Below are 21,368 nucleotides of genomic sequence, written 5' to 3'. Positions count from 1 at the left end.
ATCCGGGATACCGTCCCGGATATGAAGCACGAAGACGAGGCTCCGGACCCGATGGACGCCCGCCTCGGCGCCCGCCTGTCCGAACTGCGGGCCCAACACGGCTGGTCCCTGGGCGAGTTGGCGGAGCGCAGCGGAGTGAGCCGGTCGACCCTCTCCCGCGCCGAACGCGCCGAGACCAGCCCCACCGCCTCCCTCCTCAACCGCCTCTGCGGCGTCTACGGCCGCACGATGTCCCAACTCCTCAGCGAGGTGGAGGCCGAGCCCACCCCGGTGCTGCGCTCCGCCGACCAACCCGTGTGGGAGGACCGCGCCTCCGGTTTCGTACGACGGTCCGTGTCGCCCCCGCACACCGGCCTGCGCGGCGAACTCGTCGAGGGACGGCTCACACCGGGCGCCGACATCGCCTACGACCGCCCGCCCGTCCCCGGCCTCGAACAGCACATCTGGGTCCTGGAAGGCGCCCTCGCCGTGACGGCCCGGGACGTCGAGCACCATCTCGACACCGGCGACTGTCTACGGCTGCGGGTATGGGGCCCGACACGGTTCCGGTGCCAGGGTCCGGACGGGGTCCGCTACGTACTGGCGGTGGTGCTGCCATGAGGACGGAGCGGCTGGACGCACCCCAACTGCTCTCGGTAGTCGAGGAGTTGGCGGACCTGCTGACCGACACCGTGCACGACGGTGCCTCGATCGGATTCCTCGCGCCGCTCGACCGGGCGGCGGCCGTCGCCTGGTGGCGGGAGCGCGCCGACGGGGTGGGCGCCGGGCGGCTCGCCGTGTGGGCGGCGCGGGACGGCGACCGGGTCGTCGGCACGGTGAGCCTGGCCTTCGCCGACAAGCCCAACAGCCGCCACCGCGCCGAACTGGTCAAGCTGATGGTGCACCGGGACGCCCGCGGCCGGGGCCTCGGCCGCGAACTCCTGACCGTCGCCGAGAACGCGGCGGTGGCGGCCGGCATCACCCTCCTCCACCTGGACACCGAGACGGACAGCGCCGCCGAACACCTCTACCACTCGGCCGGCTGGACCCGGGCCGGCGTCATCCCCGACTACGCGGCGAGCCCGGACGGGGTGCTGCGGCCGACGACGCTCTACTACAAGAGGGTGGGGGCGGGGGTACACACTCCCACCAGGTGATTGTCAGTGCCGGCCGATATCTTGCCTGTCATGCCGGATGCCGAAGACGTACGCCGTATCGCCCTCTCCCTCCCGGACACGGCGGAGAAGATCGCCTGGAACATGCCCACGTTCCGGGTCGCCGGGAAGATGTTCGTCACGCTGCCGGAGGAGGAGACCTCCATCGCCGTGCGCTGCCCCAAGGAGGAGCGCGACGAACTGGTCCTGGCCGAGCCCGAGAAGTTCTGGGTCGCCGATCACGAGGCGGGCTTCGCCTGGGTCCGGGCCCGGCTGGCCGCGCTGGAGAGCGAGGAGGAACTGCGCGACATCCTCGCCGACTCCTGGCGCCAGGCAGCCCCGCCCCGACTCCTGGAGTCCTACCCGGAGTTGGGCCTCCCGACCGGCGACTGAGCCGGAGCGGCGCGGAGTTGGGCGGCGGGACTCAGCCGTGCGTACCGGCGCGCCCGCCCCGGACGAAACCGTTGATTCGCTCGCGCAGCGACCGGGCGTCGAGCCCGTGGGCGGCCAGGTGTTCCTCGACCGTGCCGTAGCGCCGCAGTTCGGGGCGGGCCACGCCCAGACCCAGTACACGGTGGGGCACGTCGGCGAGTGCGTCGTTCGCGGCGGCCGTCGAGGTGCCCGAGAGATACGGCTCGACGAGGACGACGTCGGTCCCGGCCGTCCGCGTGGCGCGGCGCAGCGCCGCCGCGTCGAAGGGCCGTACGGTCGTGGCGTACAGGACGCTGACGTCGAGGCCCTCGGTCGCGTCGAGTACGGCGTCCAGCATCGGCCCGACCGCGACGACCACGCCGGAGCGGCCCTCGCGGACGGGGAGAAAGCGCTCGCCGTCGACCGGGAGAGCGTCGGCGTTCGACTGGACGGACAGCCGTACGTACACCTTGTCGCCGCCCGCGGCGACCGCGTGGCGCAGCAGCGTCTCGGCCTCGTCCGGGTGGCCCGGCACATGCACGGTCCAGCCGTCGAGCGTGTCGAGGAGTGCCACATCGCCCGGAGCCATGTGCGTCAGCCCGCCGGCGGGCCAGTCGAACGAGGCCGCCGCGCTGACCAGCACCGCGCCCACGCCCTGGTGCCCGAGGTCCAGCTTGACCTGCTCGAAGGGCCGCTCGACGAGGAAGCTGGCGAAGGTGTGCAGGACGGGACGCATCCCGGTCAGCGCGAGCCCCGCGCCCGCCCCGACGAGCAGCTGCTCGCGGATGCCGACGTTGATCACCCGGTCCGGGTGGCGGAGCTGCGCCTCGGCGAGCGTGGCCGCGCCGATCTCGGCGAGGACGACCGCGACGCGTGGATCCTCGTCGAGAAGCCGGGAGACGACCGGGGCGAAACGGTCACGCATGGTGTCCATGGAGAGAAAGCCCTTCTTGAACTCTTGAACTGCGGCTGAGGAGGTCGGGCGGTCACGCGGACTTCGGTTCGACCCGGGCCACGACCACATGGGGTCGGCCGGGATGCGGCGCGGTGAAAGCGGCGTAGAGCGCGTCGTGATCGCGGCCGTCGACCGTCACGGTCGACCAGCCCGCGGCCTCGAAGCGGGCGGCGATGCCGCCGGGCCGGGCGTGAGTGGCGGAGGAGTTGTCGACGACGACGGTGTGCAGCCGGTCCAGTCCTGCGGGCCCGGCGAAGGCGATCGCCTCGTGGTTGCTGCCCTCGTCCAGTTCGGCGTCCCCGACCAGCACCCAGACCCGGGGTTCCGTACGTCCCTGGGCGCGCAGTCCCAGCGCCGTCCCGACGGCGATCGGCAGCCCGTGCCCCAGCGACCCGCTGCCGATCTCGGCGCCCGGCACCAGCACGCGGTCGGGGTGGTGCCCGAGCGGGGAGTCGTACGAGCCGAAGTCCGGGAGCCACTCCAGCGGGACGAATCCCTTGGCGGCCAGTACGGCGTAGTACGCCATCGGCCCATGCCCCTTGGAGAGCAGGAACCGGTCCCGTTCCGGGTCGCCCATCCGTTCCGGGCCGACCCGGAGCACCCGGTCGTAGAGCACCCACAGCACGTCCAGCGTCGAGGTCGCCGCCGGACCGTGCTTCTCGTCGCCGGTCATCAGGCCCATGAGCCCGGTCAGGTCGCCGTGCGTGTACGGGTGGTTGTGTTCCGCGGTGATGGTCATGCCGACGATCGTGCAACCTCAACCAAACTTCAGGTCAAGCACGGCGGGGGAGGCGGCCGGAAGTCGGCCCCCGATAAAGGCGTGCGCGATCACCGATGCGAGTGCGGTATTGTTTCCATGCGCGTTCGACCAGGGGAAACCCCAGGTCAGATGGGCAACGGGACGTGGCGCAGCTTGGTAGCGCACTTGACTGGGGGTCAAGGGGTCGCAGGTTCAAATCCTGTCGTCCCGACAGTGCGAAGGGTCTTCGCAGGCGAGAGCCTGCGGGGGCCCTTTTCATATGGGTTGTTTCCGATCTTCGAGGTTGAGCATGCCGCTCATCGGCGCCTTTACTCGGAGGCTTCGCGGAAATGCCGCTTCTGAACCTGGACAAGATCACTACTGGTTTGTCCAAGACATGGTCGGGGCTGTTGCGGGACTGGGACCGCTCGCTGCGGTCGGGGAACTATCCGGAGACCACCCGCTACAACTATCTGCTGGCGGCCGCCCAGCTGGGCCGCTACCTGGGGGAGTACTCGCCGAACCCGGAGGCCGACGACGCGGCCGAGGATCCGGCCAATGTCAGCCGCGCGCATATCGAGGCGTTCCAGGCGTGGATGATCGAGACGCGGTCGGCCTCGACGGCACTGAACAAGCACAAGGCACTGCAGCAGTTCTTCAAATGGCTGATGCTCGACGAGGGCGAGATCGACCGGTCGCCGATGGAGCGGGTCAGGCAGCCCAAGATGCCGCAGAAGCTGGTCCCGGTCATCCGTGACGAGGAGACTGCGAAAGTCCTCGGTACGTGCAAGGGCAGGCAGTTCGCCCAGCTGCGGGACGAGGCGATCATCCGCCTGTACTGCAACACGGGTGCGCGCCTGTCCGAGGTCGGCAACCTTCTGCTCGACCACGTCGACATGAACACCGAGTCGGTGCACTTCCACGGCAAGGGCAGCAAGGACCGGCGCGTGCGCTTCGGGCCGAGGACCGCGCGGGCCGTCAGCCGCTATCTGCGGGCCCGTGCCAAGCACAAGGCGGCCGACCTGCCGGACCTGTGGCTGGCCGAGCGCGGGATGCGCCCGCTCGCCCCCAACGGCATCAAGATCATGTTCAAGCGGCGGGGCCTTGAGGCCGGGCTGGTCAAGCTGCACGCGCACCGGTGGCGGCACACCTTCGCCCACGAGTGGAAGCGCGCCGGCGGCGACACCGGCGACCTGATGCTGCTGCTGGGCTGGACGTCGCAGGAGATGCCCCGCCGCTACGGCGCCAGCGCCGCCGCCGAACGCGCCCAGGAAACCCACCAGCGGATCGGGGTCGGCGATCATGTCTGAACCCGGTGAGCTCCTCGCGCGACGGGGTGCTGTGGGCGAGCAGCAGCTGGCCTTCCGCGCTGTCACCACCATCACGGGAGTAGTGGTGGGCCTCGCCTTCCTCTTCGGCTTCGGCAACGTCTGGGAACTGGCCCTGCGGCTGGGCGTGTCCGCATGGGTGGCCCCACTCGTCGCACCCGCCGTGGACCTCTCGGTCCTGGCACTCCTCCTGGCGATCCGGTGTCTCGCCCTCTACGGCGCCCCCGAGACCGCACTGCGCCCGGCCCGCAGGCTGCTGCCCCTGGCCAGTCTGCTCACCCTCGCCCTCGACGTCACAGAGCCGCTGCTCGCGGGCGTGTATGGGCGGGCGGCTTTCGATTCTGTGGGTCCGCTGCTGCTGATCGGTTGGGCAGAGGTAGGCCCAGGCCTGCTGCAGGCCATCGGCGGTATCCGAGCTGACGATGTGACGACACTGCCACGCGGCAACTTCGGCCGCACCGGAGAGCGACTGTACGGCGTGCCGGTGGCCGAATTCGTCAGCTGGGACGACGCCACCGATGATCTTCTGGACCGGGCTCGGGTGGAAGACGCCCGGCACTGGCAGACTCACCGGCGGCCGATTTCTGCGGAAACACTCCGCAAGTGCCTGCATATCGGTGCCGCGCGCTCCCGCTCACTGGTCGCCGTCCTGCGGGCCGGAGGCGTCCCGGAGGTGGGCAGCGGGGTCCATGCTGTACGCCGCATGTCTTAGTAGCTGTTGACCTGCAATTTCAAGAGGGATCCAGCGATTGTCGACGCCGCGCGGGGCGACGTGGGATTGGTGTCAGGGGCTGTACTGCCAGCAGGTTCCTGGTCTGCTGGCGGTACGCGAGTCTGACCGCTTCTGAGCTGCAGAGACGTGTGAGATTGCTTGTCGGGAGGTGAAGTTGGCCCGCTTCTGGTCCGGATCTTGGTGGGTGGGTGCCTTCCTCCGCGGGCAGAGGTCCTGTGCTTCAGCGTGTTGGAAGTGCCCGTAATCGGGACTGTCTCTGCGGGTGCGGAGAGTGGGGAGCGTTGTCGTACGGACTGCGCACGAGCGAGGGATGTTCCCGGTGGGTGCGGGGGAGCAGACACCCCAGACCAGGTCAGTGTATCCAGCAGTGGGACTAACTCCGCGGCCGTGGGGAGCAGGGGAAGGCGAATACACGATTGGGTAGCGCCTCGGGACCAACCCTGCGGGTGCGGGGATGATCTTGCACAGCAATGGGCCTTCCCCCCTGCCTATGGCGCTGGCTGCCCTTGACGTGCGTACACGACGTAGCCGGACCGGGTAGTTCTGCTTGTGCGACGCGCGGCGGTGTTTCCGGTGCCAATCGCCTTGACGTGCGCGGTCCGCGCGGCCTGTTCGGCGCGTGGCAGTTGCGCCCCAGCCATGGGGACGGGATCTCTCGCCTATGGAGTCGGCTGCGAGCGGTCAGAGCAGTGAGCGCTGGAGGATGTGCTGTTGCCGAGGGGCTAGTGCTCGATGTGGTAGCGGCTTTGGGAGATGACGGCTTGGCGGAGTTTGGTGGTGAAGCCTGGTGTGCGTGCGATGCGGTCGACGCCGCCGGCTTTGCTCTGGCGCAGGGAGCTCTTGAAGTTCTGTTCCAGCGTGCCCGTCATGCGGGACATGAGGTCGTCGCTAAGATGCGCGAGATCGATGTTGAGTAAGTCCCGTGGGGTGGGCTGCCTCAGCCGAGTGAGTGTGTGGGCGGACATGGCTGCCAGGGGGTAGAGCCAATTCTCCAGGGTTTCTCCGAGCAGCGGGCGGTCTTCGGCGTACTGAGTGAGGAAAGTTCGTAGACGGGCGTGGACGTCTAGGCAGAGGCGGTAGATGTCCAGGTCATGGCGGGAGGAGAAGATCTGTGAGTAGTGCTCGTCGTCCAGCAGCAGTGCGTCCGAGTGCCGTAGGGCGGTGTGTGGATCTCGCTGGACGAAGGCCGTGAACTCCCGGGCCAGGCGGGTCATGCTGATGACCCGGTCGAGAGGGAAGCCGAGGTTGCGGTAGTAGCTGGCGCGCCGTTCGTAGTAGTAGCCACCGGAGTGGCCCAGGCTTTCCTCGATGTCTTTCTGGATGGCTTCGGTGGCTCGTAGGGCACCTGCCGGCAGCTGTGTCTGGCTGTTCGTGGCTCGGATGATCCGGTCGCGGGCAGTGCCGGATTCGGGCGCGACCACAATTTTGACCAGAAGGGAGCGGTCGCGGTGCTGGCCGCCGCTTTGGAAGTAGCTGTAGATCTCATGGCTGGTCTGGAGCCCGTTGACGATCTGTGGCTCCTTGACGACGATCCTTTTGCCTGCGATCTGGGCAGCGTCCGCGACGACGGTGACGCCGTTGTTGAACCACCAGAAGTCCTCGCCCGTGCCGGACTTGAGTGTCTGGCCGATGGCGTTGTTCACCGCGGTGGACCCGGCGTAGTCGCGTACGTTCGATTCGAACAGTTCCAGGCGCAGTGCTTCGTTGTCCGAGGTGATGAAGCGGTAGTACTCGTCCAGGCGGGCCAGGCATACGTACCCTTCACCGAGCGACGTGCTCATCGGGGTTTCGGTGAATACCAACTGCGCGACCGCCTTGGCACCTCGGGCGGTGCGTTCGCGTAGATCAGCGGCGTTGAGGTACTCCAGATCCGCCTTGGTATCCGAAGTGATCTTCGCGAGCTCTCGCCGCAGTCGGTCCCCCTTGGCCTTCACGTTGGGGTGCGGCGTCTCGGCGGCCTTGTTGGCGTAGATCACCTTGATGCGGACCTGCGGGAACGATGATGCCAGTTCTTCGAGAATGTGCAGGAAGCGTCGTGTGCGGTCCAGGAGCTTGGCGTTCGTGTGCGCGACCAGGCCTTCTTCGTCCCGGCTCATGTCCAACAGCGTCGGCAGGTGGAAGTGCAGCTTCTCGACCACGGTTTCCTGGTAACCCGTCGAGGTCTTGGCCTGCAGGATCACTAATTCGATCTTGCTGGCACGCGACGGCAGGAACTGATGGGCGTCAGCGGTGACGTAGCGCTCGTCCACGAAGGTCCAGATGCCGTCGATGCCGCAGTCGTGGGCCCCGTCCACGATGCCGTCCATGATTTCGTCGTTGTCGAGGTCCCAGTCCTGCAGGGCCTTGTCGGCAGCGAAGAACGTGAAGAAGTCGTCCCTGCTCTTGTCCGGCGCCAGCTTCCGGTGCTGGTCCTCCAGGATGCGGTCGAGCAACCGTTGGTCGTTGTTCTGTACGGACGTCATACAGCATCAGCCCCCACCAAAGCGTCCAACCCGGACACCGATGTTGGCAGGCTGGTGCGGCTGTGAACAGCCCGCGTACTGCGGAGAGTTGGAGAACTGCTGTTTCCTTGTCGTGCTGGTGACGGCAGTCCGGCCGGGTGATGGTCAATCAGTTTCCAGGGCGATTGCCGAGCCAGGACAGCCCTCGATGTCGGGTTGGCGATGTGCCCGGGTGGCGTGCGGGGAGCAGGGCGCGAGCGTCGCAGTGACCACGCAGTATCTGGGACCAACCCCACGGGTCCCGGGAGCAGTTCAGCGAGTTCCTCCAGGGGGTTCAGCCGGAGGGACCAACCCTGCGGACGCAGGTAACAGAGCTCCAGTCGGCCCGAGCCCGCGGCCGTCCAGGAATCAACCTCGACGGCACGGGGAGCAGAATCCTGCCCTGCTGTTTCCCGGCGGCGACAAGGGATCAGCCTCGCAGGTGCGGGGAGCAGGTGGCGCCGGGGAGGCTGCCGCCGTCGCGGGGACTATCCGGCAAGTGCAAGGAGTGGGAAGATAAAGCGTCCCATAGTGCGATGTTCTGGTGCCCCCGAGGTGTGAAGAGCAGGCGAGCCCGGCCCACACGCCTCTTGTTCCGCGGACCCCCGGGTGCGGGGAGCAGACCTCCCGGGCCGTGGCCGGCGACGTGCCTTTCGCCCGTAGCAGCGGACGTGGCCACTCATTCAACGTGCGAGGGTGACGGTGATGGGCTGGTCCGGGCAGCTGGCGAGCTGCTGGGTGAGCGCGTCGCGTTCGGTGGCCTCGATGCTCATGCCCCAACGGGTTTTGTCAGCAATTCAGTTGGTGTCGTACTGGCACCGGTAGCCCGTGTACGAGGGCAGCCATTCGCTGAGGTCCTTGTCGGCCTTGGAGCGGTTGCTGGCTGCGGACACCGCGATCAGGTCGCGTTGGTCGTCCAGGTCGTTGGCGTACAACTCCCCTTCATTCGCGGTCCATTGGTAGGTACCCTCTGGCGGGGAGCGTCATTCCAAGCGTGCGAAGCTCGGGCTGCGGGCGCCGAGTTGCCCACCCTGGAGAAGGGCGACCAACCGACCAGGGGCACTCCTCGCCCCACTCGGTCTGGTTCTCAACGAACTGGGGAAGTTCGGAGCCATCAAGGCGATGTCGTCACCCGCGCAGAACCGCCCGCCGTCACCGCGTACGAGGACGGCCCAGACTTGCGGGTTGGCCGGACGAGGATTTCATCGACTGGTACCCGTCCGACAGATGTCGGAGTCTGTCTCCGGCCCGCCTCGCGATGGTGTCGGTGTTGCAGTTCGCGGAGAATCCGAGCGGCCGACACCGAGGCAATCCGCAGAGATGTTCTTCGGGTCCTGTTCTTCGCCTGACGAGTTTGTGCTCCCTGCCGGCGGGGACACGGCAGTCGCAGACCTCATATTCCCCGCCAGCGTAGGGACGATCTGGCGGCTCCACTAGGGCTCCGTGCCGATGCTGGCGTAGATTCGTGGCACGGGCCGCCGGTGGAGAGCGCTGGTGTGGATTGTGCCAGCAGCAAGTGACGTAGTCTGTCTAGGTGATTGGCTCATCCTTCCTCCAGTTCTCGGAGACGCCGAACGACACGGCGTCTTTCTGGGCGGAGTTGGTGAAGGCGACAGTGGCTAACCATGACATCGGGAAGGCGAGTCCAGGCTTCCAGGGACCGGATCTCGCGCTGGTGGACTTCGGCACGGCACGCTTCCTAGTTGAGGCGAAGGCTCCTCGCGCCGGGGCCACTTGGCGGGCCCAGATCGCGCTAGGGACTCTGTCCTCACAACTCCAAGGTCTGCATGATCACGCATCTGACCCAGACACAGAGCTGACACGGCGTTTTCTTCGAACGGCGGAGGAAGCCCTTGGGATCCCGTCAATCGCGTCCGGGATTATCCAGGGACTCGAGCCCACACCGCCTCCAGTCCAGCTCTGGCATGACTACGAGGATCGCATCGAAGTAGTCAACGGGATCGTCTACAGCGCCTTGGGCAGCGGGAAGACCTTCGCTGCGCTGACCACTCTGCTTCATCGATCGGGCTGGATGAACCGAGCAGAGCGAGTCCAGACGACGTCGCTCCTCCCGCACCTCGTCAACAACACAGAAGTACTGCGGGAGTTCCTTCAAGCTCTCACCCAAGGACTTCTCTGCGGTGGCGCGAAACTCGTCGGGTGCCTCATCGCAGTGCCACCGCATGAGTCGTCGCCATGCGGTGTCCTGCGACTCGCAACGCCGATCGTCCCCGGTGCGCCCGGCATTCGGACATGGCCTCATCAATCGACCATGACCCTGGCTGTTTAGCCCTCTTCGGGGCGGCAGCTCCATCGAGGACGGATTCATGCACGGGGACTTTCACACGAGGGCGCTACTCGTGACGGTCGCGGTTCTTCTCTCGCTTATCGCAGCCCTGTCCGCAGCGCTCCTCGCCTATGCCACAGGCGGGCGCGGGCTCAAGGCCGTTGGCTGGGGCGCCGGCACATTTTTGGGGTCGATGACGCTCATCCTGAGCATGCTCACGATCTTGCTCTCTTGAAGGGGTGCATCTCCCGCCGCACCGAGTGCTGGGACGGACCCCGCCTTGCTGGTGTCCGTCCCAGCAAGGCGGCATCAGCCACTCCAAAATAACTTGGGATCGGCGTCATCAAAACGGTGCCCTCGCGGCCCTTCAGTAAGAACGGCCGACGCTCGTGTACCTGAGCCCTCAACGGCCGCACACTGAAAGAGAGGTTGGGCTGTGGAGGTCGTTGGCACGGTGGCGTTGGTGCTCCTGCTGTTGGTTCCGAGTATGAGGAAGCTCTTGAACAGCCTGGCGTACAGGATCAGAGCACGAGGCAAAGCCGAGATCATCCGCGCAGAGCGTGGCGGCGAGCACCCGGGGCGCGCGCCGTCCGGCAGGTGGAAGCAGGCGAAACGGGGGAAGGGCAGGGTGCGGTGACTCAGCCAGAGGCGGTGACCGCCGATTCGCTGGCGCGGGTGTTTGCGCAGTACCAGGGCGAGTTGATGGGTAAGGCGAGCAGGCTTCTCAGTGACGCCGGTGTGCCGGAGTCGGTGGCGGACGCTGACGACATCGTCAGCAGCGCCTTCGCCACGGCACTGCGGGACCCGGGCGCTGTGCGGCAACCGCGCCCCTACCTGCACAAACTGATCCGTACTGAGGTCTTGCATCTGGCGACGCGCCTCGGGGAGCACCGCCGGCTGGACGAGAAGTGGGCAGCCGATCCGCTGTACCATCCGGCCCCGCATATCGCCGACTTCAGCGCTCTGGTAGATAACCGGGACGCGGTGTACCGGGCGGCACAGGGCCTGTCGATCCCGCAGCGCACGGCGGTGTGGGCGACCCAAGGTCTGGGCTACACCCGGGCCGAGACGGCCGTGTTGATGGACAAACATCCCGGCACAGTTGCCCAGCACTGCACGCGCGCCTTGGTCCTGATGCGTGCGGCCATCGCTGCCACGATCGTTGGCGTCCTGACCTCCCTCGGTTTCGCGGTCGGCGGTGCGTTCCAGCGCACGACACCTGCGGACGACCCGCACAATGGCCCGGCGCTGCCGGCGGTGCCCGGGTGGCCGTGGATGGGAGCGCTTCCGTCGTTCCTCCTGGCCCTCTACGTTGTGAGCTGGCTGATCGTGGTCGTTCGCGTGCGTGGCCGTCGTCGTGTGCCAGCCCATCTCCGCGAGCCCTAGATGATTGAGTCCAAGGGCTCGTAGCCGTAGGCCGCCAGCGAGCGGTGTCGCATGTCGCTGCCATCGCTCGCCCAGCGCGTGCAAGGCGTGCCCGTTTCATCCTGGCGGTCAGCGGAGAGCACGCGAGGCATGCTTCAGCAACTCGGAGGACGTCTCGGTCGGGGCCCAGCTGGGGAATGGCCTTGAGTCTCCAGTGACTGGAGACGGCAGAGTGGGGGACATGGACGTTACGACCCTCTACTCAATCGGGGAGCTGTCCCGGCGGACCGGCTTGTCCGTGAGGACGATCCGGTTCTACTCCGATTCGGGGGTGGTAGCGCCGACCACCCGAAGTCCCGCCGGTTATCGGCTCTACGACCTCGACGCACTGCTTCGTCTGGAACTCCTGTGCACACTGCGCGAGTTGGGCATGGACCTGCCTACGATTCAACGGGTACTGGACCGTGAGCTCTCGGTGGCGGAAGTCGCCGCGGCGCACGCCGACGCCTTGGACGTCCAGATCCGAATGCTGCGACTGCGTCGGAGCGTTCTGCGAGTCGTGGCCAGCCGCGGGTCCAGTCCCGAGGAGACCAAGCTCATGCACAGGCTCACGCAGTTGTCCGGCGAGGAACGCCGACGTTTGATCGACGATTTCGTGGATGGCACCTTCGGCACAGTGGATGCCGACCCGGCCGCGGTGGCCATGGTTCGCGCTGCCACTCCCGACCTCCCCGATGATCCGACCGGCGAGCAGGTCGCCGCGTGGGTGGAGCTCGCCGAGCTGGTCGGCGACGAGGATTTCCGTGCCCGGATGCGCCGGACGGCCATGTGCCAGGCCGCCGGGCGTACGCTCGACATCGAGAGCGATGCCGGCGAGGAACTGATGGAGTTCACCCGTCAGAAGGTGGCCGAGGCCATGGAGTCGGGCATCGACCCGCTCAGCGACAGGGTCGCATCCGTCATCGACGACCTCGTGCACCGCTTCGCCGAGGTGTTCGCGCGCACCCCTGACACGGAATTCCGGGACTGGATGGCGCAGCAGTTCGAAGAGGCGCACGATCCCCGGGTGGACCGGTACTGGCGGCTGGTGTGGATCGTCAACGGCTGGCTGGTAGTACCGAACCTGATTCCGGTGTACCCCTGGCTCGTGCAGGCCCTGCGAAATGACCGTGACGCATAGTCGCCGTAGTGGAGACCGCCCGGAATCCCTGAATGAGTCCAAAGGGTGGCCTGCGGACATGGCGCGAGGGTGTCCAATGTCGGTGTGTGATGACGGACTTGGACACCCTCGCAACGGCACTGTATGTCAGGATCGATGACGCGTTGAAGGCTTCGCCGCATCTGGCTCCGTGGCGTCCGGCCGTCGGAATCGCGTCCACGCTCAGTGACGCCGAACTGGTCACCGTCGCGGCGATGTCGGCGCTACTCGGCTACACCTCGGAGCGGAGGTGGCTGCGGCGCGCCGGCCGGGACTTCCGCCACCTCTTCCCGTATCTGCCTCAGCAGTCCGGCTACAACAAGCGACTCCGCAACGCATCCGAGCTGCTCAAGCACATGATCAGGATGCTGGCTCAGGGCACCTCGCTGTGGAGCGACGACGTGTGGGTGGGCGATTCCACCCCGGTCGGCTGCGGCTGCTCCCGTGAGACCGCCAGGCGTTCGGCCCTCGCAGGCTGGGCACAGTACGGCTACTGCGCGTCGCACTCCCGGTACTTCTGGGGCCTGCGCCTGCACCTGATGTGTACGCTGGGCGGACTGCCCGTTCTGTTCGCGCTCACCGGCGCGAAGGCCGACGAACGCGAAACACTGCGCGATATGCTCGACACTGCACACGACGTCGCCGCCACCCATCTAGGACAGACGATCATCGGCGACAAGAACTACTACGGCCGCGGCTTCGAGCGCGATCTCACCGATCGTCACCTGAAGTTGTTACGCCCGGCCCGCAAGGGCGAACCCGAACGGGCTGGGGTACACCTGTTCAGGCCGCTGCGGCAGGTCATCGAGTCGATCAACCAGACCTTCAAAGGGCAGCTCGACCTGGAACAACACGGCGGGCGCACTCCCTCCGGAGTGATCGCCCGGGTACTGACACGCATCCTGGCACTCACCGCCGCGATCTGGCTGAACGATAAGACCGGCCAACCCGTCAAGCGATCCCTGATCGCCTACGATCACTGACCGCGACGACACCCCTTGGACTCATTCATCTAGCCGATGCTCCGCCGGGCCCACTGGCAACCCAGAAGGGTATGTCCACAGCTTTCTGTGACCAGTCCGAAGCAACGGCTCAGTCTGCGGTTACTGGGCGTTATCCAGACAGGGTGGGTGGTGGCCTCATCAGAGGCGGCGTCGTTGAAGCCTCTGTGGCCCCTCGAGTGGGGTCCGATCGGTCCTCGGGACACGTTGGTGTCCTCGGGGAGGCCGGTACTCACATCGGGCTTGAGGCCGTGGCGGTAGGCGTGCCAGCGATCTCTCTCTAGCGCAGTGAGCTGAAGTTCAGCGGGCGGCTCATCATCCGGGTCTGGTCCTGTCACCGCTTCCCCGTCTGGTTCGTTGGAACCAGGATCGGCAGTTCGGGGGCTTCTTGCGCAGAGGGCCGTCGCGGGAGGGGACCGGGACGTCGAAGATGTCCTCCTGGCACACGCCAGGGGGTTTGGACTGGACGCTGAGATCTGGGCCGCGGCTGTGGGCTGTCTTCGTGGCCTGCCTCGATGGGATCGGTGCCGTAGCCCTCGAGGTGGGCGACAGTCTGGCTCAAGCGATGCAGCCAGGGGGATGGCAAAGCCGGTGGCCTTGATCGGGAGCCTTCGTCGCGGTTTGGTCACTTCTGTGCCAGCAGGGTGTTCGACGGTGGAGAATGCTGCCGACATGAGTGATCTAACGGCCGCGCACCGCGGTTACGAGTACCAGGACTTGATGGAGGCAGGACGCGTCGTCGACCTACTGCTCGGCGGGATCGCCAGGGTCCATGTTGACGAGAAGCTGGTGACGGACGACCGCTTCGACGACCTCACGGTGATCAACGCGGACGGATCTCGTGAACGGACCCAGTTCAAGCACTCGGACGAGGAAGGTCCCCTCGGCTACACCACATTCACGACGGACAATCGTGGGCTGATGCTGAACCACCTTGTGGCGGCTGGCGTAGCCGACCGGGACGGACCGGGTGCGGGCGCCACCGTCCACCGGCTGCGCATCGTGATGCGCGACGCACCTCCCGACGACGACGCACTGAGCGCGGTGATGGTGCCCGCCCGCTCCTCCGACGTGCCGTTCTTGCCTGGGATGAACACCACACTTCTCCGGTTCGACGCGGAAGCCCTCTGGCGAGGGTTCGACTTGCCCGCGCGGGGCCGACGTAAGGCGGGTAACGCTTTTGGGTTCCTGACCAGTGGTGACAAGGCCGTGTCCAAGCAGGACTTGGAATGGCTGTGCGAGCACTTGGTGGTGGAAGTCGGCGCACCGGCCATGACGACAGACCTCCTGCGGCCGGGGCCGGCCGAACAGCTTCTCCTCCAACGAGTCCGCGGCGAGCTCGGCGCGGGAATCTACCCCAACGAAGGACGGTCACCGGTGGACGTCGCCGAGGCGCTGATCCGCACGGTTCGCTCCGCCCGGCAGCGCGGCGTCGAGGTGACATTCCGCGAGCTGCTACGCCAGGCCCAGCTGCGCAGCGACCTCGGCGCCGTGGTGCGCGCGAACCCTGTCGACCGGGCACTGGAAGTGGCCAGGCCCGCCACGGTCGGCATCCTGGCGGAGGCGGCCGGGGCAGCGGCGGCCGACGGGGGAGTCCTGTTGGTCACGGGCCCTCCGGGACAAGGCAAGTCCTGGGCGTGCCAGCAGCTGGTCGACCAACTCACCGGTGGTGGATGGCTGGTTGCCGAGCACTATTGCTACCTCGGCGACGCCGACGGCGATCAGTTGACGCGGGTGGTCACCGAAACGGTCTTTGGTAGCCTGCTGGGCCGATTGGCCGAGTCGGACCCCGACCTCGTCCAGGAGCAGCGCCCGCGTTTTGCCGCCGATGCACAAGCGCTGACGACGGCTGTGGACACCGCTCTTCGCAAGGACCCCACCCGGCGCGTGGCGCTCGTCGTGGACGGACTGGACCATGTCACCCGCGTACAAGGAGGAAGGACCAGAAGAGCCGATCCGTCCCTGGCCCTCGCTGCGGTCCTCGGCTCGCTGCCTCTTCCGCCCGGCAGCGTCCTCATCGTCCTCAGCCAGCCCGGGAACCACCTCGCCGCCCTCCAGAGCGCCGGGGCGGCTTCCGTCGCCGTGCCGCCACTGACTGCGCACGAGTGCCGCGCCGTCGCGGAGCGGCTCGGACTGGTCCCGGCGGCGGAGGACGAGCGCACCGAGGCCCTCCTGACCGACGACCGCGACGTGACCGACTTCCTGGACGCGCTGCACGAACGCTCGGGCGGCAACGCCCTGTACACGACGTACCTCTGCCGCGAGGTGGCCCTCCGGCCGGAGACGATCACGAAGGCCGCGGCAGTGGTGCGGGCGCTCCCCGCCTACCAGGGATCGTTGGAGGGCTACTACGCCCACCTCTACGACACGCTCGGCGCGGAGGCCGATGTCGTCGCGGACATCATCGCTCTGCTCGGCGTCTCCGTCACCCGTGAGGAGCTCGGACAGATCATCCCGGACCGGGCGCACAGGATCGACGGCGCGCTGAAGGTGCTGGCCCCCGTACTCTCCACAACGGCCGGACCCAGTGAAATCCGCGTCTACCACGAGTCGTTCGCCCGCTACCTGCGTCTGGGCTACGACAGCGACCCCGGAGCCTTGGAATCGACGCTGGCGCTGATCGCAACGTGGCTGACCGGGAAAGGACTGTTCGACGACCCGAGGGCCTTCCGCCGCCTCCTGCAGATCCTCGCCGAAGCTGGACGCGACACGGAGGTGCTGGACCATATCGGGCGGGACTTCGTCACCCGGGCCGTCTCCACCGCCCACCCGGCCTCGGCGATCAGGGACAACCTGGCCACCGGCGTCCGCTGCGCCGCCAGGACGGCGAACTGGCCCGCCGTCGTGCGCTGCGTCGAACTCGCCAGGGCCGCGCAGACGTACGAGTTCGAGCGCTTCGACTCGGACCTGGTGGAATTCGCCGACGTACCGATCGCCTTGATGGGAGCTCAGACCCTGGCGGACCGTCTCCTGCACGACGGCCGGACCGTCATGCCCGCCCGGGCAGGTCTGCAGATGTGCGCCGTCCTCGACGCGGCAGGCGCCGTGGCACCCTGGCACGCGTACCTGACGGCACACGACCACGAGGCCGAGTCGGACAACACCTCCTACGGGCCGGAGTCCGACCGAGCCGTCCAACTGGCCCGCCTGCGGGGCCGATTGCGCCTGTCGGCTACCGATCAGGGGAGAGGCGGGGAGCCCCACGAGGACGGGTCTGACCGGCCGGTGTCGTTGGACCGCATCGCCGAGTGGCTTGAGGAACGGGGTGACCAGGCAACGGCCGACGCTGTCGTGAAGACGCTCCTCGACACCGTCGGAGTCGAGGCCGTCATCGACCTGCTGCCGCGCCTTGCAACGGGCGGCCCGGTACGCCTCGCACTCGCCGAGCAGATCGCCGCAGACGCGGTACCCGGTGAGGCGCACAGCCCTGCGGACTGGGCTCAGGAGGCGGCCGACCTGGGATACGTGCTGGGAACGGTGCACCGGCTGCTCGCGCTGGGGGTCGCTGCCGCCGATCTCGCTGAGGGCATTTCGACAGACGAGACTCCGACTGCCCGCGACACCCTGTTCTCCCTCACGCGCGAAGTCCAGCACGAACGTGTCCAGTGGAGCCCCGTGGCCGTGGCCAGGTGGCTCGATGCCCTGGCGATCACGGCACAGACCGACCCCATCGCCCTGGACGTGGCACCGGCGCTCGTTCAGGGGCCCGGCTGGTACCCCTGTTGGCTGCGGTTCGCGATCGCCCTCGCGCGCGCCGAAGTCGCCGCGGCACACACTCGATCTGGCCTGGTGATCGAAGCCCTTGGGCTCCTGACCGCAGACCTAAGCCCCTTCACCGGTAGCCCGCGTGCGTGCGACCTCTACCCGATCCATCCGCTCATCGAAGAGTCGGTACGCCGGTCGGCCGCCCTCGTGTCCGACCAGGACTGGCCACAGGCGTGGAGGACGCTCATCCACGTCAGCCGGGAGATCAGCGTCAGCCTGCGCGGCGAGATGGGTGGACCACTGCCAGCCGACACACTCCTTACGATCGCAGTCGAGCACACCACGCCGGCACGGCGGGCCGGCGTCGCTGAAGCCGTCCGCAACGAGTTCCTCCAGCAGGCCGGCGGACGCTTCTACAGCGACCTCGCCCGTTACCTCCTCATCCACGCACGCCTCGCCCTCACCGCCGACGACCTCGCCAAGGTGGAGGAACACTGGCTGGCGGCCTGCCACTTCCTGGTGGCCTACGGGTGGCACAAGGACATCACCGTCTATGAGCTGCTGGATCCGCTGCCCGCCCTGGTCACCGCGGACCCGGCCCGGGGACGGACCCGGGTGGCGCGAATCCAGTCACTGTGCGAACGCCTTGTCCGTCACACCGATGGCAAGGAGACCAACGCTGCCCGCCCGCAGTGGTGGAACGTCCTGGCCGGGGCAGACCCCGCGGCCCTCGCTGATCTCGCAGCCACCGGCCTGCTCAGCGACTGCAACGGCCCTGACACCATCCTCCACGGTGCCCGAGAAGACCTCTGGCAAGCGTGGAACGACACCGCCGATGCGGTCGTGGCAACCGCGCTCCGCATCACCTTGGACACCCCGCTCCTCCAAGGCGATGCCGCACTTCTGGACCGGCTCGCCCGGACTATCGGCCCCTCCACGCCCGACGGGGTTCCACAACTGCTGCGCATCGCGCTGAGCAGGGCCGACGAGCGGCAGGCCAACCGCGACTCGTCCAGCGACCAGACCAGGCCGGCCGACGCGCAGCTGGTCGCGGAACTCAACGCCGTCGCCGAACGCGTCGGCGCCCCGCAGCTCACCCGCCTGCCCGAACCACCGGTCACCGACGAGTCCCAGTCTCGCCGCAGCGCACCCATCCCCGCGCAGTCGGCCACGGCCCCGACCTCACCTGCCGCCCCCTCGCCCGCGCCCTCCGAACCGGTCGGCCTGATCCGGGTCCTGCGCGCTTGGCACCTGAGCCCTAACGAGGCCGACGCACCACAACACACCCTCGAACAGATGACAGACCTCGTTGGCGACGGCCTGTTCAACCTTGCCACCCGAGGACAGGCCGACGAGGCCGCACAAGTCCTGCGTGCCATCGCCGGCCCCTTCGACTTCCGGGACGGTCCCCTCCTGCTGCGCCGATTCGCGGACAAGCTCCGCCAGAACGGCCATGACGTGCTCGCCGCCGAAGCCTACGCACTGACCTGGGTACGCACCCGCGGACAAGGCGGATGGCTGAACTTCGGAGGCGAGACAGCCCTCGACGCCCTTCGTACGGCCGCGCAACTCGATCCCACCCTCACTCACCACGTCATCACCGAAGAGGCCGAAGCAGCTGTGAGCGCAGGCCGGTACGGGACCCACGGCATCACCCAGGCACTGATCTTCGCCTTCGCCCAGCAAGCCCTCGGCCTGCCCCCGAACGACTCCCTCGACTTGGCCTTCGCCATCTGGGACGAAGCCGCAACGGTCATCGAGAGCAGAGCGCCACGCGTCCACGACAGCGACGACCCCCAACACCCCTACCGCGCCCCCGACAACGACGACGGAACCCCCGTCCCCGGCGATCTCGACCACGCCTTCGCGACTGCGGCACTGGCCGCAGTCGCACACGCGGACCGGGAAGGCAAACGCCGAGCGATGGTTGCGACGCGATCCCTGGTCACACTGCGCCCCGAAGCCACGGCACCCGCCATAGCCCTCACACTGGAGCAACTCTCCGATCCGGCGACCCTGATGTGGCTGCTGCGCCTCCTCCAAGAACAAGGGCCGCAAGCCCAACCTGTCGTGGACCACTGCCAGGACGCAATCGAGAAGCTGGCCCGAGGACCGCTGCTCACTGTCCGCGCTCTCGCCCGCCGGCTGCTCACCGATGCGGCCAGCGTGCCCATGGGAGCGTCGGACCCGGCCGGGCTGAACCTGCCGAGCCGCCTGTGGACCTCCGCCGCACAGGGAGACAGCCCGAGAGACCGCGTCGTGAAAGGGATGGTGGGAGAGGTGGCTGGCGCGCGGCTGAACGAAGCCGAGCACCTGCAGCCCGGGCTGATCCGAGCGGTCCTCGCCAGGGTTCGCCGCGAGGTTTACGCGGAGCGCACCATCGAGAGGAACAAAGCCCAGTCCCGCGCCAACCGCAGCGCCGACGAGGGCGAACCGCCGGACGCCTACCTCGCCATCGAGGAAACTATTGAAGAGGCGATCCAGACGGTGGCAACGGGTAGCCGCGCGTACAGGCTCTCACAGGGCCTGGGCGTGAGCGATCCGGCAGCTTGGGAGGATCAGCTGGCCACCGTACTGACAGACGACCCCTGCATTCCGCTGGCCTTCGAAGAGGCACGCTGGCCACGCCCCGATCTTCCCCTGCCACCCGGCCCGGACGACCTGGCCAGCCAGGACACTCCGCTGACCGGAACAACCGCCGAGACCATCTCCACACGGCCACTGATGCAAGCCGCCACCCTCACCGGACAGACCCTTCCGTGCTGGCGCATCCTCGCTTCCGTGGAGGAACGCAAGTTCCTGTCACCGCGCACCCGGACGACCGGCCTGACCGTCGTTCACTTCTCAGGCCCGGAAGTCACGGATTACGGGAACCGCAACAGCGGCGTTCCCCCCTTCGCGGACGGAGATATCGAGGAATGGACCCGACCGCCGGGACACCACTCCGCTGCCGACGCCCCGCCAGGGATTCCTCTCCTGGGCCTCGACCGCGCCATGACCGCCGCCGCAGACGCCGCCCAAGGTCTGGGACTACCCGGCTTCGCACTGACACCCACGCCGTGGCTCCGCACCGCACTCCGACTGAGGCCCGGAGCCACGCTGACACTGGAGGACGACCGGGGTCCGGCCCTGCGACTCATCTGCTGGCGCACCGAGTACGAGCGAAGCGCCTACCGCCTGCCCTGGCCGCGGACGACCGGCTGCGCCGTTGTGATCCGCCCCGATCTGCTGGACATCCTGTCCGAGCTGGCTTCCACACCGATCGTCACCCGCGACGTGGTTATACGGCTGGAGACGGACTGAAGAAGAGCAGGCGATGGCCACTGTTGCTGCCGCGGTGCCGATGGTTGGCGCGCTGGTCCCTCGGCTCAGGAATGGTGTGCCTGATCTGCCGTCTGCGCAGGTACTGGCGATTGGGGACCGTCGCCCCACTGACCGGGTGTGATCAGCAAGGCCAACGGCCGCCTTTCCCGGCAAGGTGGATCTTGCAGGCGAGGCTGCCTCGGGACTGGCCAAGTCCTTCAACTGCGGCGCCCCGACCTCGTGTTGGCGAGCTCGGCACGAGGTCGAGTCCACGCTGGCCATGCTCCAGCCGATTTTGGACTAATCACGCCCACCCTTCCCCCCATCGACGAGAGTTCATGCTCCCCCGGCCCGAACCTACTCATCGCGTTCGGAAAGCGGATGACGTATAAGGCAATCCGGTCATGGCGAACCGCCGACTGTGACTAGCGAGGAGTCGCTTCGGTGCGTGCTCGGCGAGCTCAGTGTGTGGTGCTGCCCTGGCTGTTCTCAGGGGTCGTTCGCCTCCGTGCTCTGCCCGGAGTGCGGGTGCGGGTTGCTCGTCCTCGCGGACGCGGATCGTGTGCAGCAACTCGCTCCTGGTGGCGAGAGCACAGACAGCAATGTTCAACCGCTGTGTCATACCTGCCACTTGGCTAAGCTTGTTCTTTATCTACCAAGATCGGCCAGGTCTGCCGATGGCCTTGAGGGTCTCGGGGCGTTTGACGGTTTTGCCGACGTCGTAGCGGGG

Annotated in this window: 14 protein-coding genes, 1 tRNA gene and 1 pseudogene; 11 read left to right on the top strand and 5 right to left on the bottom strand. The window is 67.4% G+C overall.

Going from position 1 to position 21,368, the window contains the following annotated elements:
* Window positions 1-21: 21 nt before the first annotated feature.
* Genes ACFXC1_RS42425 through ACFXC1_RS42415 form a run of 3 tightly spaced genes read left to right on the top strand, consistent with a single transcriptional unit; the run spans window position 22 to window position 1,526 of the window.
* Window positions 22-600 carry a helix-turn-helix domain-containing protein gene (locus ACFXC1_RS42425; protein ID WP_381253392.1) on the top strand — a complete coding sequence of 193 codons (579 nt, stop codon included), beginning with the start codon at window positions 22-24 and terminating at the stop codon, window positions 598-600.
* A complete protein-coding gene (locus tag ACFXC1_RS42420; protein WP_381253389.1) occupies window positions 597-1,136 on the top strand; it encodes a GNAT family N-acetyltransferase in 540 nt (179 codons plus the stop codon). Before ACFXC1_RS42425 ends, ACFXC1_RS42420 begins: the two co-directional genes overlap by 4 nt.
* Before the next feature lie 30 nt (window positions 1,137-1,166).
* Window positions 1,167-1,526: an MmcQ/YjbR family DNA-binding protein gene (locus tag ACFXC1_RS42415; RefSeq protein WP_381253387.1), complete on the top strand. Its 360-nt coding sequence runs from the start codon at window positions 1,167-1,169 to the stop codon at window positions 1,524-1,526.
* Window positions 1,527-1,557: 31 nt separating this feature from the next.
* On the opposite strand, the gene ACFXC1_RS42410 is transcribed toward ACFXC1_RS42415, so the two are convergent.
* Complete coding sequence (locus ACFXC1_RS42410) at window positions 1,558-2,478, bottom strand: transketolase family protein (RefSeq protein WP_381253385.1); 921 nt, start codon at window positions 2,476-2,478, stop codon at window positions 1,558-1,560.
* A 52-nt stretch (window positions 2,479-2,530) separates the two neighbouring features.
* Window positions 2,531-3,238 carry a transketolase gene (locus ACFXC1_RS42405; RefSeq protein WP_381253382.1) on the bottom strand — a complete coding sequence of 236 codons (708 nt, stop codon included), beginning with the start codon at window positions 3,236-3,238 and terminating at the stop codon, window positions 2,531-2,533.
* Window positions 3,239-3,396: 158 nt separating this feature from the next.
* Here ACFXC1_RS42405 and ACFXC1_RS42400 point away from each other — a divergent pair.
* From ACFXC1_RS42400 to ACFXC1_RS42390, 3 genes are all read left to right on the top strand, one after another.
* A tRNA-Pro gene (locus ACFXC1_RS42400) sits at window positions 3,397-3,470 on the top strand.
* 118 nt (window positions 3,471-3,588) lie between these two features.
* The gene (locus ACFXC1_RS42395) at window positions 3,589-4,548 is read left to right on the top strand and encodes a tyrosine-type recombinase/integrase (protein ID WP_381253380.1); all 960 of its coding nucleotides are present in this window, start codon (window positions 3,589-3,591) and stop codon (window positions 4,546-4,548) included.
* Window positions 4,541-5,278 carry a SpdA protein gene (locus ACFXC1_RS42390; protein WP_381253377.1) on the top strand — a complete coding sequence of 246 codons (738 nt, stop codon included), beginning with the start codon at window positions 4,541-4,543 and terminating at the stop codon, window positions 5,276-5,278. Before ACFXC1_RS42395 ends, ACFXC1_RS42390 begins: the two co-directional genes overlap by 8 nt.
* Window positions 5,279-6,021: 743 nt before the next feature.
* Here ACFXC1_RS42390 and ACFXC1_RS42385 read toward each other — a convergent pair.
* Together ACFXC1_RS42385 and ACFXC1_RS42380 are read right to left on the bottom strand one after the other, a co-directional pair.
* A complete protein-coding gene (locus tag ACFXC1_RS42385; protein ID WP_381253374.1) occupies window positions 6,022-7,761 on the bottom strand; it encodes an AIPR family protein in 1,740 nt (579 codons plus the stop codon).
* A gap of 815 nt (window positions 7,762-8,576) precedes the next feature.
* On the bottom strand, window positions 8,577-8,714 hold the full coding sequence (locus ACFXC1_RS42380; protein WP_381253372.1) for a hypothetical protein: 138 nt from the start codon (window positions 8,712-8,714) through the stop codon (window positions 8,577-8,579).
* Window positions 8,715-9,313: 599 nt separating this feature from the next.
* Here ACFXC1_RS42380 and ACFXC1_RS42375 point away from each other — a divergent pair.
* The 5 genes from ACFXC1_RS42375 (at window position 9,314) to ACFXC1_RS42355 (ending at window position 20,638) form a co-directional block, all read left to right on the top strand.
* Window positions 9,314-10,069: a hypothetical protein gene (locus tag ACFXC1_RS42375; RefSeq protein ID WP_381253369.1), complete on the top strand. Its 756-nt coding sequence runs from the start codon at window positions 9,314-9,316 to the stop codon at window positions 10,067-10,069.
* A 648-nt stretch (window positions 10,070-10,717) separates the two neighbouring features.
* Entirely contained in the window at window positions 10,718-11,452 is a 735-nt protein-coding gene (locus ACFXC1_RS42370; RefSeq protein ID WP_381253366.1) for an RNA polymerase sigma factor, read from the top strand.
* Between the two features lie 220 nt (window positions 11,453-11,672).
* Window positions 11,673-12,611 carry a MerR family transcriptional regulator gene (locus ACFXC1_RS42365; RefSeq protein WP_381253363.1) on the top strand — a complete coding sequence of 313 codons (939 nt, stop codon included), beginning with the start codon at window positions 11,673-11,675 and terminating at the stop codon, window positions 12,609-12,611.
* Window positions 12,612-12,697: 86 nt separating this feature from the next.
* Window positions 12,698-13,612 carry an IS982 family transposase gene (locus ACFXC1_RS42360; RefSeq protein WP_381253361.1) on the top strand — a complete coding sequence of 305 codons (915 nt, stop codon included), beginning with the start codon at window positions 12,698-12,700 and terminating at the stop codon, window positions 13,610-13,612.
* 690 nt (window positions 13,613-14,302) lie between these two features.
* Window positions 14,303-20,638 carry an AAA family ATPase gene (locus ACFXC1_RS42355; RefSeq protein ID WP_381253358.1) on the top strand — a complete coding sequence of 2,112 codons (6,336 nt, stop codon included), beginning with the start codon at window positions 14,303-14,305 and terminating at the stop codon, window positions 20,636-20,638.
* Between the two features lie 16 nt (window positions 20,639-20,654).
* Here ACFXC1_RS42355 and ACFXC1_RS42350 read toward each other — a convergent pair.
* Window positions 20,655-20,935: pseudogene (locus tag ACFXC1_RS42350) on the bottom strand (IS5/IS1182 family transposase); the annotation flags it as partial.
* Window positions 20,936-21,368: the final 433 nt, after the last annotated feature.

Origin of the sequence: Streptomyces hokutonensis, assembly GCF_042751305.1 — a bacterium.
In the GTDB taxonomy this organism is placed as follows: domain Bacteria; phylum Actinomycetota; class Actinomycetes; order Streptomycetales; family Streptomycetaceae; genus Streptomyces; species Streptomyces hokutonensis_A.
Note: the sequence above shows the minus strand (reverse complement) of the source record. Positions and strands in the feature narration are given on the sequence as shown.

What these genes read in the sequence shown, in the direction of transcription:
- ACFXC1_RS42390 (WP_381253377.1), top strand. Translation starts at nt 4,541, where the DNA reads ATGTCTGAACCCGGTGAGCTCCTCGCGCGACGGGGTGCTGTGGGCGAG.
- ACFXC1_RS42365 (WP_381253363.1), top strand. Translation starts at nt 11,673, where the DNA reads ATGGACGTTACGACCCTCTACTCAATCGGGGAGCTGTCCCGGCGGACC.
- ACFXC1_RS42425 (WP_381253392.1), top strand. Translation starts at nt 22, where the DNA reads ATGAAGCACGAAGACGAGGCTCCGGACCCGATGGACGCCCGCCTCGGC.
- ACFXC1_RS42405 (WP_381253382.1), bottom strand. Translation starts at nt 3,238, where the DNA reads ATGACCATCACCGCGGAACACAACCACCCGTACACGCACGGCGACCTG.
- ACFXC1_RS42410 (WP_381253385.1), bottom strand. Translation starts at nt 2,478, where the DNA reads ATGGACACCATGCGTGACCGTTTCGCCCCGGTCGTCTCCCGGCTTCTC.
- ACFXC1_RS42415 (WP_381253387.1), top strand. Translation starts at nt 1,167, where the DNA reads ATGCCGGATGCCGAAGACGTACGCCGTATCGCCCTCTCCCTCCCGGAC.
- ACFXC1_RS42385 (WP_381253374.1), bottom strand. Translation starts at nt 7,761, where the DNA reads ATGACGTCCGTACAGAACAACGACCAACGGTTGCTCGACCGCATCCTG.
- ACFXC1_RS42420 (WP_381253389.1), top strand. Translation starts at nt 597, where the DNA reads ATGAGGACGGAGCGGCTGGACGCACCCCAACTGCTCTCGGTAGTCGAG.
- ACFXC1_RS42355 (WP_381253358.1), top strand. Translation starts at nt 14,303, where the DNA reads ATGAGTGATCTAACGGCCGCGCACCGCGGTTACGAGTACCAGGACTTG.
- ACFXC1_RS42395 (WP_381253380.1), top strand. Translation starts at nt 3,589, where the DNA reads ATGCCGCTTCTGAACCTGGACAAGATCACTACTGGTTTGTCCAAGACA.